The organism is Bacteroides sp. GM023 (assembly GCF_014750685.1).
Classification (GTDB): Bacteria; Bacteroidota; Bacteroidia; order Bacteroidales; family Bacteroidaceae; genus Bacteroides.
This window is the reverse complement of sequence record NZ_JAAXGE010000009.1, coordinates 299,321-314,501: the sequence shown is the minus strand read 5'-3', so window position 1 is coordinate 314,501 and position 15,181 is coordinate 299,321. Positions and strand designations below refer to the sequence as shown.

General features: G+C 41.2%; 8 protein-coding genes. 3 read left to right on the top strand and 5 right to left on the bottom strand.

The genetic code is table 11. The features are described 5' to 3' along the window. Positions 1-115: 115 nt before the first annotated feature. The 3 genes from HC965_RS19395 to HC965_RS19385 are packed head-to-tail and all read left to right on the top strand — an operon-like array spanning position 116 to position 5,934. Entirely contained in the window at positions 116-3,277 is a 3,162-nt protein-coding gene (locus HC965_RS19395) for a SusC/RagA family TonB-linked outer membrane protein (protein WP_191032999.1), read from the top strand. A 12-nt stretch (positions 3,278-3,289) separates the two neighbouring features. Continuing rightward, positions 3,290-4,840 (top strand): SusD/RagB family nutrient-binding outer membrane lipoprotein, encoded by a 1,551-nt coding sequence (locus tag HC965_RS19390; protein WP_191032998.1) that lies wholly within the window; start codon positions 3,290-3,292, stop codon positions 4,838-4,840. An 11-nt stretch (positions 4,841-4,851) separates the two neighbouring features. After that, positions 4,852-5,934 carry an endonuclease/exonuclease/phosphatase family protein gene (locus HC965_RS19385; RefSeq protein ID WP_191032997.1) on the top strand — a complete coding sequence of 361 codons (1,083 nt, stop codon included), beginning with the start codon at positions 4,852-4,854 and terminating at the stop codon, positions 5,932-5,934. A gap of 191 nt (positions 5,935-6,125) precedes the next feature. Here the strand turns inward: HC965_RS19385 and HC965_RS19380 are convergent, their stop codons facing one another. From HC965_RS19380 to HC965_RS19360, 5 genes are all read right to left on the bottom strand, one after another. Then, entirely contained in the window at positions 6,126-8,249 is a 2,124-nt protein-coding gene (locus HC965_RS19380; protein WP_191032996.1) for an alpha-N-acetylglucosaminidase, read from the bottom strand. Between the two features lie 70 nt (positions 8,250-8,319). Continuing rightward, positions 8,320-10,647 (bottom strand): beta-galactosidase, encoded by a 2,328-nt coding sequence (locus HC965_RS19375; protein ID WP_191032995.1) that lies wholly within the window; start codon positions 10,645-10,647, stop codon positions 8,320-8,322. Positions 10,648-10,734: 87 nt separating this feature from the next. Next, positions 10,735-12,297, bottom strand: coding sequence for a DUF4874 domain-containing protein (locus HC965_RS19370; protein ID WP_191032994.1), 1,563 nt, complete (start codon positions 12,295-12,297; stop codon positions 10,735-10,737). Positions 12,298-12,329: 32 nt separating this feature from the next. Continuing rightward, positions 12,330-13,646 carry an FISUMP domain-containing protein gene (locus tag HC965_RS19365; protein WP_191032993.1) on the bottom strand — a complete coding sequence of 439 codons (1,317 nt, stop codon included), beginning with the start codon at positions 13,644-13,646 and terminating at the stop codon, positions 12,330-12,332. A gap of 14 nt (positions 13,647-13,660) precedes the next feature. Further along, positions 13,661-15,175 (bottom strand): RagB/SusD family nutrient uptake outer membrane protein, encoded by a 1,515-nt coding sequence (locus tag HC965_RS19360; RefSeq protein WP_191032992.1) that lies wholly within the window; start codon positions 15,173-15,175, stop codon positions 13,661-13,663. Positions 15,176-15,181 lie beyond the last annotated feature (6 nt).

The window sequence follows — 15,181 nt, the reverse complement described above, 5'->3', positions numbered from 1 at the left end:
ACAATCTTCCTTGGATACCTATCTATAAATAAGCAATCTTTGCACTATCATTAATCATCCGAAAAGAATTATAATTATAAACCATACTTATAACTAATTTTTAAATTATAAACTTATGAAGAACAACACCCAACGAACGTCATGCGTTCCCAACTCAAAAAAGAGTGGTGCATTATCCGGAATAATGCAACTCTCAATGGCGATACTATTTTCTTTTGGTATCACGGCACAGGCAGAAGCCATAGAGCATCCGACTGAAAAAGCACACACTGCAATCAACCAACAAAACAGAATCAAGATTACAGGCACAGTTGTCGATCAGGCAGAAGTCCCTGTTATCGGTGCTAATATAACCGTAAAAAACCAAACCGGCACCGGAACAATCACAGATATTGACGGCCGCTTCACACTGGAAGTCCCTGCCAATTCTATCCTCTTGATTTCCTATATCGGATATAAGAACCAGGAAATAAGGGTCACAAGCAACAAATCACTTACCATTAAACTCCAGGATGATGCCGAAGCCCTGGATGAAGTTGTAGTAACAGCCTTGGGTATCAAAAGAGAAGAAAAAGCATTGGGATACGCTGTACAGAAAGTTAGCGGCGATCAACTAACCACCATTAAAAGCGTAGATGTGGCTTCCGGACTAAACGGTAAAATAGCCGGATTGAAGGTAGAAAACAGTACGGAATTTAATGAAGCTCCCAATCTAAAATTGCGTGGTGAAAGCCCATTGATCGTCATTGACGGGGTTCCTTATAAAAATATGTCGTTGCGGGATATCGCTTCGGATGATATAGAATCTATTGATGTACTGAAAGGAGCTACAGCCTCCGCCTTATATGGCGCGCGAGGTGGTTCGGGTGCTGTCATGATTACCACCAAAAGAGGAAAAGAAGAAGGGTTGCAAGTAACCGTAAACAGCAGTACGATGTTTAATGCCGGATATTTAAAAATGCCAGAAGTGCAAACATCCTATAGTTCGGGAAAAAATGGTATATATAGCGATAACTCCAGTTATGTATGGGGAGCCAAACTAGACATCGGCAATGAAGCTATGCAATACAACCCCTACACTCAAGAACGGGAAATGACAGAATTGACTTCCAGAGGAAAGAATAATCTGAAAAATTTTCAAGAACTTAGTTTCATCACCAACAACAACGTAAGCGTCACTCAGAAAGGTAAATATGGGAGTATCCGTACTTCATTGACACACGTTTACAATAAAGGACAATGGCCCAACGAGAAGTTAAACAAAATAACTTATACCGTATCGGGAGATATGAAATATAAAAAATTCAGTTCTGAAGCCGGAATCACTTACAACAAGAGATTCTATCCCAATATGGGTGGTTCCAGCTATCATGGTACAGGATATATATACAATCTTCTGGTATGGTCAGGTAGCGAATATGACATACGGGATTATAAGAATTACTGGCGGATAAAAGATGAACAATCCAATTGGTGGGATCAAGGCGGTTGGTATGATAATCCATATTATATAGCCAACGAATTAACGAGCTCGGACAATTATGATGTAGTCAATGCCTTTGTCAATGCTTCTTATGATATTACTTCCTGGTTGAAACTATCTTTGCGTTCGGGTGCTGATATGTATACGGAAAAAAGCGAGACCAAAGCTCCTGTAGGTTCTGTGACCGGCAAAGGAGAGAAAAAAGGATATTACTCTATATACCAGAAAAGAGGATTCAGTACCAATAATGATATCATGTTGACTGCCGAACATAAATTTGGCGATATCAGTGTAGACGGATTCGTCGGAGGAAATATTTACTATTATCAAAATGACTACTTAGGTTCAAATACTGCCGGCGGACTAATCATTCCGGGGTATTATTCACTGAAAGCATCTGTGGACCCTGCCGAAACGAGTAAAACCTACAATAGTAAACAAACCAATTCCATCTACGGAAAAATAGGATTAGCTTATAAAAGTGCTGTTTTTGTAGAAGTTACAGGCCGTAACGACTGGTCGTCAACCCTACCGGAAGAAACCCGTTCTTATTTCTATCCGGCCGTTTCCGGAAGTGTAGTACTTTCCGAATTTATCAAAATGCCCAAAGTTATCGACTTTTGGAAAATAAGGGGTTCGTGGACAACAACCAAACATGATATGGATGTATATGCCATCAATGATGTTTATTCTATCAGTACCAACGTATGGGACAACATGAGTGCAGCCTACTCCCCCACAACGATTAGAAACAGTCTGCTTTCACCTTCTCAAACACGCTCATACGAATTGGGTACAGCCATTCATTTATTTGGAAACCGTTTGCGCCTGGATTATACATATTACAATACACTCAAATTTAACAACACCAGAAACGCCGGTCTTAGTTCTGTAAGCGGATACAGCAATACGCAAGTCAACATGGACGAAGAACAAATACGAAAAGGAATGGAAATCTCCATCTCCGGTGATATTATAAAGAACAAGGAATTAACTTGGTCGGCCATGTTCAACTGGTCACGCGACCGCTACTATTACCACAAAATAGACCCGGTATACTCGACCCAAAAACCGTGGGTAGCCGAAGGTAAACGTTGGGACTGGGTGGCAATCTATGACTATCAAAGAGATCCCGAAGGAAATATCGTACACGGAAATGACGGGTTTCCTCTTGTCAACAAATTCACAACACCCAAAGGATATAGCGAGCCTGATTGGGTATGGGGACTCAGTACATCAGTCAACTGGAAAGGGATAACACTAAGTATCACCATTGACGGACGTGTAGGTGGTGTCGGCTATTCTATGACAGACCAGGCCATGTGGAATTCAGGCGCGCATATAGACAGTGACAACCCATATCGATATGAAGAAGTTGTAAACAATAATAAGACATTCATAGGCCAAGGAGTCAAAGTGGTATCAGGCAAAGCTGAATGGGATGCGGACGGAAATGTGATTATGGACAACCGGGTATTTGCTCCCAATGATAAAGTCATTTCGTATCAAGACTATATGATGAATACTAATCCATACGCATCGGGCGATAACAAAAGAAACCAGAACTGGTTTGATAAGACATTTATTAAACTTCGCGATTTATCTATCAGTTACGCAATACCACAGCCTATTTGCCAAAAAATAGGTATGAAAGGCGCTTCCGTCGGTTTTGTCGGACAGAATCTACTGATGTGGGCAAAAGAGTTTCGCTTTAGCGATCCCGATAAAGTGCAGGACGCGCTAAGCTCACCTTCTATCCGTTATATGGGATTTAATGTTAAGTTTGACTTTTAAAAAAAGAATTATATGAAAACAATAAAATATATTGCGTGTCTGCTCGCCGGAATTACACTATTTTCTTGTGACAACTTTGAGGATGTCAACACGAATCCGGACTCAATTACCAAAGTATCCCCTAAACTTCTGGCAACAGGTGCCATAGTAGGGCTTATGAAACCGTCCAAAGGTAAAAACTTCATTTATAATCAAATGACCTGCAAATATATCGGCTGGTCGGAAGCATTGGAAGGAACACAGTATAACAACTTCGGACGCGAAAGTTTCAGTGGTTACACTTCGCTGACCAATTATAAACTTATGGCGGAATTAACAGACAAAGATGAAACAATGCATGAAGATAAAAAGAACGCATATAAAGGTTTGGCGCTTTTCCTGAAAGTTTATCGGTTATTCGAATATACTCTTAACGTAGGCGATATTCCCTACGAAGGAATCCTCGAAGGCAAGGAAGGGAATCTGACTGTAGCCTACAACACACAGGAAGATGTTTTCAAATTCCTGCTCAATGATCTGGATAAAGCCCACGAGTACTTCCAGAATGCCAATCAGACAACATTTGATGGAGATCCTATCTTTGGCGGAAAGGTAGAGCAATGGAACAGAGTATCTAATGCTTTAGAATTGAGAATTCTAATTAACTTATCCAAAAAGGTTAATTCGACTGACATCAATATTAAATCTAAATTTAATGAAATACTCAATCGTAACTTACTGTTACGTTCTAATTCAGATAATTTACAAATCACTTTTTCCACCAAAGAAGGACAGCTATATCCATTTAATGAGTCATTACATTCCTATAAACAATATGTAATGATATCCGGTTTGGTTATCGATGCACTGAAAACTAATGAAGATTATCGCCTCTTTTATTATGCAAATCCTGCCGAAGGAAAATTAAATTCCGGCAAGCTAGAAAATGACTGGGATGCATACGTAGGAATTGATCCATCGGATCCGATAGACGAGTTAAAGCTAATAGCTGATAAAACAAAAGAATTCTGTCCATTCAATAATCGATATACAGCCTATGAACTCGGAGAGCCTTATATTCGTATAGGCTACGCTGAACAAAATTTGATTCTCGCCGAAGCAGCACTACGCACATGGATAACCGGAAATGCATCCGAATATTATAAGAAAGGGATCGAAGCAAGTATGCAATTCGTTGCCGACAATACACCGGATGAACAGAAATATCATCATGGACGCAAAATGACTAATGATATAATTGCCCAAACATTAGCAAAACCTAGCATCCAGCTAAATGGAAATTTCGAGGAAGACCTCAAAAAGATTATAACTCAGAAATACCTGGCCAATTTTATGCAGTCACCTTATCAAGCGTATTATGACTATAGAAGAACTGGCTATCCGGAATTTCCGATCAACCCAACGACAAACCAGAATCCTAACGAACCTACCAAAATGCCGATGCGATGGTTATATCCCAGTGCGGAATATGATTATAACAAGGCAAATGTAGAAGCAGCCGTACAAAGGCAATTCAACGGTTCGGATGAAGTAAACAAGCTAATGTGGATTCTACAAAAATAAATAAGAGTGGCATGAAACTATTTTTTTATATTCTACTCTTGTGCTTAAGTAACATAGGAATAACAAGTTGGGGTCGCAGTGCGACCCCAACTTCCCATCTCACCGTCTTACAACTCAACATCTGGCATGAAGGAAGCATCGTAGAAGGAGGATTTGAAGCCATAGCCGATGAAGTGGCACAAGTCGATGCTGATATCGTTTTCTTTAGTGAAGTTCGCAATTATAATGGAACCTCGTTTATATCCCGCATAATAGAGGCACTCAAAAAACATGGAAGAACTTACTATGGAGAACATAGTTCACTGGATGTAGGCATCTTATCCAAATATGGCATAGACCATCAAGAAGTAGTCTACCCAAAGAATAATGGCTGTGGTTCTATCTTAAAAGCAACTATCCACATGGCCGGACACACTATTGCTGCTTATTCAGCCCATTTGGATTATAAGAATTACGCTTGTTACTTACCACGTGGTTATGATGGAAGTACCTGGAAAAAGATGGCAAAACCTATTCATAATGCAGATTCTATTTTAGCGGCCAACCGTATTGCTTTTCGTGAAGAAGCCATCGAAGTATTCATCCAAAGTGCACAACAAGACATTGCAAAAGGATCTATTGTGTTATTAGGAGGAGATTTCAACGAACCTTCTCACCTCGACTGGCAGGAAGATACGAAAAATCTATGGGATCATAACGGAGTGGTTATCAATTGGGATTGTTCAAGTATACTCCACAAAGAAGGATTCAAGGATATATATCGAACTCTCTATCCAAACCCGATCACCCACCCGGGATTTACTTTCCCTTCCGATAACGACAAGATGCCCGTCAGCAAATTAACCTGGGCACCCGATGCGGATGAAAGAGACCGGATTGATTTTATTTATTTTTATCCGAATCAGAACATTACTCCCATATCCTCAATCATTCTCGGTCCATCCCGTTCCATTGTCAGAAGCCAGCGAATTGAAGAAAATACGAAAGACTACTTTATCACTCCCAAAGGTATATGGCCTTCTGACCATAAAGGAGTAATAGCTACTTTCAGAATATATACGAAATACGAATTGGGTAATTCACCCTACAATTAGTGGCTGTTGGACATATAGCTCCAATGCGTTGGATATAAATAGCCAATGTACTGGATCTATATGTCCAATGTATCAGCTATATATGCCCAACATTTCAACTAGTAATCTTCGACCACTCAACTATTAATATATTGATTGGATAAATGAGTTAGCATTACCTTATTTACTTTTGCTTATAGCATAATTTTGAATCAATATCCATGGGATTTCTCTGCCCAGGCTTTTTCCATTTCATAGAAATTAATTGCTTCTCCAACAGGTTTACCGTCCAGTTCCAGTTGTTGCTGTTCAAAGAACACTTTCCAACGCGGATAATACAAATCTTTCAAAAGTCCACTCCATTCACGATGAGAATAATCATGTAGTCCACCCTGATTGGCAGCAATACTATCCCCCCAAACTGTAATTAATGCAGAAGCATTCCATTCGTAGAGTTTCTTTTCTTCGTCGGTAGTGCCTAAAGAACGTGCAGTAGTCAGCCAAGAAGAAACGGAGAACTCTTTCCGGGTAGACAGGAGACTATCTTGAGATAATATGAGTTCCAGAAATTGCTGTGTCTGTTTCCGGAAATTCTCTGTGTCTTTCCGGTCGTAGCTTTGAGATATTTCTTCGAGTAATATATTTCCCTTATCAGCGTTACTCTGACGCACTATGTCCACTAAATCATATTCAAAATTGTTGTTTCCTTTATACTGACCAGCAATAGAAAGCAGTAGATTAGCCGCCTTTGCTGTTGAGTCCGGAGAGTAGAATAGTTTGGAATATCCCCAGGTAGATGTCCTGTCCAAATGAAATCCCGGACGGGCACATAGCAAAGACTCGGTAGTTCCTTCACCCTGGTAGTCTTTCGGTGCATTGTAAACGGTATGTTCCAAGGCACGCCACGCTTCTGCTACTTCCGGAAAGACCTCTCCACCATAACGGGCTTTCAAATAGCCTTGCAACCATTCATCGGAAGAGAATCGTTCTTCACGCCAGGGAAGTTCATAAAGCAGTTCGAACATTACAGGATTGTTTTCAATTCCTTCAGGGGTTGCTCCTACTCCGCGCAATGTTTTTCCATTGGGGTGTACGTATGCGTCATAGTAGCCATTTATCAGTTGCTCCATTCGACCATGCAAGCCTACATTTCCACCGAAATTCAGCAGCATGCAATAGAGCCAGTCATGTTTGCCAAATCCTTTTTCGCGAAACCACATTGAATTCGGGTCACCCCATTGAGGGCGTTTCTCGCTATACAAATCCAGTACCATCAAGTCTCCTTGATCGAGAGAAGAAATCATTTCTTCCCGTGGATTCGCCTGCCAGGCTTGAATCACCCAAACGGCTTCCGGATTCACTTTCTTCATTGCCGCCATGATGGATGTTCCGGCTTTCGCCAAGTCTATTCCTTCTGTATTTCCACCTTCATGGAAGGGATCCATACTGTAATATTTGGCTTTTCCATACAGTTTTTCCAGTTCTTCGTAATACATGGCTGCGAAAGAGTCAAAGTGTTCATCTTCCGTAGAAAGGAAAGCGGGACGGGGGAAGCCGCACCATTTGCCGGGGTCGGCAATCTGATAGCCTAGCTTCTCACCTATATTACGAGGAACCATTCCGGCATATCCGGGGAATACAGGTTCTATGCCTAGTTCACGCATGCGGGATATGATCTTCTTTTGAAGTACTTCCTGCTGCTGATACCAACTATCGGGATTGGGTCCACCCCATCCTTCCAAATTATTCATCTGCCACCAAGCCATAAAAGCCGGGCCGGAAATAAACTCATTGATTTCTTCTGTGGTATATCCCAAACGTTTCAGCAGGTTGTACCAAACGACTTCCATTCCGGTAATACTCAAAGGCATATTGATTCCGTGCATTGCCATCCAGTCTATTTCCTTCTCCCAACGCTCCCAATCCCAAAAGGCCATGGAGTAGGAATAGGTACAATAGTTCAGGTAATATCTGTTTTGCATGGATGTCTCTTGGCGAATTTTCTCTTGTGGAAGTGGTAGTACTTCCGGTAACTTTTGAGACGGATTATTCCAGGAGAGATGGATATCGGCTACGTATTTCAGATACCAGTTCAGTCCGGTGGATAAAGATATGTCGGAGTTTCCGGTTATCAAGACTTTATCGTCTTTGGAAGATATTTCAAAGTAATCTTTCGAGGGATTATTCTCATCAACAATAAGTTGGAAAAGGATCCGGTCTTTCGAAGTACCTTCCGTCACACGATCTGCTAAAGAATTGACTGGTAGTTGTTCTGACTGACAACTACATAACATGATAGTTCCGAGTAATAAAATTAACAAAAAGCGCATATGCATAGTGTTGTATTTTTAATGCTTCAAATATAGTAAATAAGAGTCAGATTCTTTTCAATCAGTCACATTTTAATCAATGGAACAAGAAGAACTGCGGACGACCATAGATGGTTACGTCTTTCACTTTTCCTGATAAGAATGAACCTTTACGAACTTTGAAGCGGATGGCTGAAACTTTATATATTTCTTTCATATCAACGATAATACGGTGAGGATGATTGGGTTCTACGCTTGCGTCCGTATGCCAAAAGGAAGATATATCCCCGTCAAACAGATTCTCTGCTATTCCCAAATTCTTATCCGCCTGTTCGCTGCTCACATAAATGACTTCCCATTTCTTCTTATCAATCGGCTGTCCTTTATCGTCTATCAGTTCGACTTCTGAAATGCAGGCTTGGTTATCTTCCGTGTAAGAAGAAAGCGTCTCGATGCAGAAGTGACGGAGTGTAGTTGCAACAGGGAAATCAAATGGCTGCCATTCATTGGTTTCTTGTAAAGTAGTTTTCAATGCGATATCACCGTCTTCCAGAATCGGAGTGCCTAATCTTGTACGACGTTGTCCTTTCTGATAGTTCTTGTCTATGCCCAAACTATCCAGGATAGGTTGATTCAATCCTTGCAGAGAACGATTACCTGTATCTTCCATTTCAAAGACTACGATTTCATTTTCTCCTTCCTTCAACCAGGGAGCGGGTAGATATAGCGTTTGTTGAGGGCCGATGTTCCAAAAACGTCCGAGTGATTTGCCATTAACCCAAACTGCTCCTTTCCCCCACTGGCTCATGTCTATAAAACAGTCGCCTTTCTTCTGAATCGTAAATATTCCTTTATGAAAAGCCGGGACACCTTTGATTGTTTTACCAAATTCTATTTCCGACACGTTTTCTTTATATAGAGGTAGCGGAGTAATAGACCATCCGGTCAGTTTTTCATCGCCCCACAAAACTTGGCTGGTGATACCTTTACGATTGAATAGTATATCAGGGCCGTAATTCACGCGACCGGTATTCTCAACAAGTATTTCTAAAGTTGCAGGTGCTTTCGGAACATTCAGCATTACGCTATTCTGATTGTAACGACGATCCAAACTGGCTACTTGCTTGCCATCTATCAGGATAACTGCATAGTCACGCAAATCCTGTATGATAAGTTTCTGCTTCCCTGCTTTTTGAATGGTTGTCTGATAATGAATATATCCGAAATCAATGCCTAAATCTTCCATTGACAGAACCTCTTCTGACTGTGTGGTTTGATGGAAAGCCGTAGTCAGGGGAGCACTTTCCTTTAATTCGACTGTAGCGAAGGTGGTAGTCGGATTATCGGCTGGGATTTCCGGCAATACGGTTCCTTCGGGCAAGTATTTCTGAATTACTTCTCTGAATGCATGGTATTTGGGATAGCAATTCCCCCATTCACTCAAAGGCGCGTCATAATCATAGCTTGTCGGCTGAGGTTGATAACCGCCTCCGGTATTGGCTCCATTCGTGTACCAAAAATTTGTTCCGCCATGAAACATATACATACTGACAGATACTCCGTGACTCAGCATCCAGTCCAATTGTTCGGCAGGACGCTCATAAGCAACAGACGAATGATGTCTTCCCCATTCATCAAACCAAGCCGGATAGAATTCCGCCACAAAATAAGGGCCACCTTCGTGATATTTATCTACTACTTTAAAAATGTCTTCACCAAACACACCGTTCAGCGTAGGTAATGCACCGTCAACATGCCCTGCTTCTACCTGTCCGCCGCCGTCACAGGTAAATAAAGGGACATTAAATCCGGCATCTTTAATCATATCACGAATTGCTGTAAGGTATTCTTTATCTGCCGCATACGAACCATATTCGTTTTCCACCTGCACCATAATAATATTACCACCATTATTGATGGTCAAGGGAGCCAATTGCTTACCCAGTTCCTTGATATATCTTTCACAATAGGACAGAAAACGCGGGTCTTTGCTACGATACGTCAAATCTTTTTCTTTTAGTAGCCACGAAGGGTAGCCGCCAAAATCCCATTCTGCACACACATACGGGCCGGGACGAAGAATGACATACAGTCCTTCTTCCTGTGCCGTACGGATAAATTCTGCAATATCCGCCTGGCCGCTAAAATCAAATTCACCTGGCTGACGCTCATGGAAGTTCCAAAATACGTAGGCTGATACAGTATTCAATCCCATCGCCCGCGCTCTGTGTAAACGATCACGCCAATACTCGTGCGGAATACGGGGATAGTGCATTTCTCCACAAATCAACTGTATATCTTTTCCGTTGATATTAAAAGTACCATTTTCTATTTTAACCTGCTCCTTGGGGGAGGAACAGGATAAAAATAGAAATGATACCATTAAGTTAAGTATAATAAATACGGTTCTTCGATTTTTATTCATCTTCATTCAAGTAGGATGTGAGTTTTCAAATACTTCGACCGTAACATGAAACCTGTTTCGTACGGTCGAGGTATTTATCAATATGTATTAGAATGTAACTGTTCCGAAAAGATTGACAGCATATTTTCCTGCGTCGTCATACCAATGAGTCACATTCTCTGTTTGAGCAAACTTTATGGCATAGACTGAGTTGTATTTCCAATCGGCTACTTTTTCCGGCATCCATATTCCGACTTTATATGTCCCACTTACACCGGCTGCCACACTTCCTTTGATGGAATATTTTGCAGCCTGATTCGGTTCTTGTTCGGTAGATGGAATCCATGTCTTAGGATCCGCATCCAGTTTGAATTCTTTCGCTACCTTACCGTCTTCGGAAACCAGTACGAGATATACTTCTTTCGGATTAATCACCGTAGCAAAACCTGTATTGGTAATCGTCAGATCATATTCCAGATTTCCACCTTTTGCTTCTACTTTCGATTCACTTTGGAGATTCAGACGATAGCCCAAATGGTCGCGTACAAATTGGTAGAATGAACGAATAACATCATTACCCTCATCATCTTTAAAATAACTTTCATCGAATAGAATGTGATTATCATTTAATAAAGCAGGATTTACTTTCACTTGCTTCCAACTTATGATATTCAATTCATAGTTTTGTGTCACATCAAATGCCGAATAACGGTGTTCGCGCAATATACGCAGTGACTTTATCGGGCTAATCAGTTTTGCCAATCCCCATTCCGTATCTTCTTTATAAGGAATTTCACCACTCATATAAAAATTATTCGCTTTTACTTCTTCTACGATCTGCTTATAGTCATCCGTATTGGGTATAAAGTCATTTCCAGGTGCAAGAAGATGTTCACCAGCCGTAAAATAATCGTTCGCATATCCGATGCGCCCACGATACTCTTCCTGTTCCAGTGTCAACGCTTTCTTATGATTCGGATAACGCATTTCTACACAATAGGGCGCAGGCAAAGCTCTCAATAAAGCGCTGACAACTGCATTCTTCGCACTCTGATCGCTCATCAAGGGAGAAGTATGCCACTCTCCCCAGGCACCAATAAAACCAACCTGCATGGTAGCAATTTGTCCAATGTATTCATTCAACAGAGGGGTCAATTGCTCGATATGTCTGAGAATCCATTGTTTGGATTCACCACCGGAAGTATTCAGTCCGGCATGGTTGTATGCAAAACGAAGAATTGCTTTATATCCCTGTGCTTTCATCAATTCGAATACCTTACGAATATTTGCCAGAGCTTCAGCATCCAGATCCTTACTCACCCACTTAGTTAAATAGATATACTGCTGTACAAGGGTCAAGTTGTCTTCCTGCGCGCCGAACTGTTCTACATTCTTCGAATACAACTCATTGCCATAAACCTCATAATCATTATATGGACTCTTCATCTCGTCAGCAAGCAGATTACATTCCAGATGAAACCCTCTATCGGGATTTCTCAACGATTCAATATCAATAATTTTACCTTCAATAACCGGAGTTTCCGTCTCATCCGTTTCTCCTTCTCCATATTGTCCGACATATACATCTATCGTATCGGAACAAAAGCTACACATAATACCTAATAATAAGGTAGATAATATGGCCATAGTTTTCTTTATATTGATTAACATGATTGATATACTTTTTTTAATTATTCACCTGATTAATTTTCATTGTAAATAAAACGTGCAGGAGCACCTGTTGTCCAAGGATGCCACAATGTTGCTCCACCGTCATGAAGCAGACATTTATAATCTTCTTCATCCGCCGCCAACAGATAACAATACTGTCCGGTATGATTCTGAACAGCATCACCATTCCACTGACCAGCAGCACACAAGTTGAATTTCCATTCATTCAAATGCGCCTTTCCTTTTACTGATTCATAGTATTCAGGATCTTTCAAAACATTCCATTGCCCGTCAGCAAGTCCAGCTTCGATAAACAGATTTTGATATTCCTGAACGGTCGGCATATGCCATCCAGTTGGTGATATTTTATCCCGAAGACTATAATGATAATGAACTCCATAAGCTTTCACTCTTCCTTCTCCCAAAGATGCCGGCGTATTCATATATTTATCTGTCTCAATATTTGTTCCGTCAGGATACTTTGTTGTACGCAGATTGTCAGCCAACCAGACTTGCGATTTCCCATCACTAAAGACAATGCGGGCAACACGATAAGTAATCTTTTCATCACCGCGAACATCGATAAAGCGCATCATTTCTGTCATATTCAATACTCCGGAAGAACGCGATACCAGTTGTCCGCCATCCGTCTTCACATTCCAGTACACAGAATTTGAAGTCCAACGTTTGATGGAAAGCTTATCGAGTAATGTTTGAAGCTCTTCATGAGTCAAGGAAGATTTACCGTTCACAACTCCCACACTCTGTTCGGCAACAGTTTGTTTCATTTCAGGATCCAGTGAGAGACAAAGTGAGTAAGATGTTGATTCAGGCCATTCCTGGGTATCCCATTCAAACTGTACTGCTGTCTCGGGAGCATTTTCAGCCAAAGAAATTGGAGTCAGGTCTTCCGGCTGTATCAACTTGGTAGACATACGTTTGATACGAATGGAACGAGCATCCGAGGCGGCTGCCGCAGTGTTACCGGTTTCTTTGACTGTCCAGTATAACACCGCTTCCTGCCCTGCCTTAATTCCTAACTGAGAAAAATACTGATCAGCAGTCAATGCAGACAACGAAAAAGAGGTAGCTTTACCTGCATCAATTTTCACCAATTCTCTTTCTTTAAAATTTCTGTTAATACCAAGAATCAGTTTGGCTCCCTTTTCGAGAGGCTTCTCCCATGAGAAACTATATTCATCAATTGATAAATCATTCAAATCAATGCTCGTTCCATCTTGAGGTGCGCTCAAGTAAATATCCGACATCGGAATAATCACATTGTACTTGTCCTCCTTACATCCTGCAAGTAACAATATTCCTAATAGACTATATAATAAATGTTTCATAATGCGATCTATTTTTAGTAACCGGGGTTTTGAGTAATAATGCCTTGTCCCTCATTAATCAAATGAGTAGGCAATGGGAATTTCTCATATTTATATTGTCCATCTACTTTCGTTTCTATTTTACCTGTCGGTTGCCCGGCAAATCTTGCTTTGGCAAGCGCTGCTTCAATGAACTTTCCGTGGCGAATCAAATCCTGGCGGCGTACACCTTCAAAATAGAATTCATGCCCACGTTCTTCCAACAGTTTATCCAAGAAATCTTCTACGGACGAGAAGTCGCTCAATTGGTAAGCCTTCAATCCGCCGTGAGTCACACGCACTTGATTCAATAGACCAACCGCCTCTTGAGTTATGCTGTTTCCATTACGGACAATGGCTTCCGAAAGTAAGGTCAAGACATCCGCATAACGATAGATAGGCATATCTATTTCACACTTCTCTCCTATTACTCCTTCTATTTTATACTTCATCGGAATTGCACCATAGAAAAGTATGCCTGTCGTGCCACCGTCGCGGTCAAGCGCACGGCTATGCTTTACCCCCTCCGTACCTGTATATTCGCCTATAATTCTTTCACGTCTCTTGTCTTTCGGATCATAAGATTCGTAGGCAGGCCAAGATATTTTATAGCCACCCCAGGCAGTCACCGACATTCCGGCAGGAAGCGGATAGTCAGATGTCAAGACGTGAGCAAACCATTTCTGTTCCATAATACCGGCCTCGGCCACACATGAGAATATTACTTCCGAATTCTTTTCGCCTGATAAAGAAAACAGAGAGTGATAATCGTCTACCAGTTTATAGCCGTATTCTGATTTTGTCAACTCACGTCCTATTTTCTCTGCCTCATCCCATTGCTTGGTCATCATATAGAATTTCAGTAATAATGTATTAGCCAGTCCTTTGGTGAAACGTCCGTAATTCGTATCTTCATATTTATATGGTAATACTTCGGCCGCCTCTTGCAAGTTGGAAACAATATATTCACGCATCGCTTCTTCCGACAAACGAGGGATTACAATCTCCGCTTCCGGTTTCTGCAAAGTCGCCAAATCGGCAATGGGTATCGGGCCATACATATCGTACATCAGAAAAGCCATAAAGCCACGTCCACATTTTAACTCGGCCATATAACCTGCCTTCGTGGTTTCATCCATATCCACATCCTTGATACGTTCCATTGTCAATGTCATGGAAGCCAAGTATTGAGAATAGTCATACACACGACGATAATCTCCATCGAGATGCCAGTCATTAGCTTCGTATGAGTTGTACACGGTAGTCCATCCCCAAGTGTTTTCCACATAGTCGGTCACCATTTCCGAAGTCGTCACATAACCAGCCGCCACTTCAAAAATTCCCCACGGAGAGAATACGTAATAAGCACTCGAATTGACCAGAGCTTTTACGTCTTCAGCATTTTTGGGAAACATTCCCGGATTTATTTTATCATATACTTCCTGTTCCAGCGTACAAGACGAGATGAAGAACAAGAGAGTTGCTATTACAATATAAATTGTCTTTTTCATATTCAA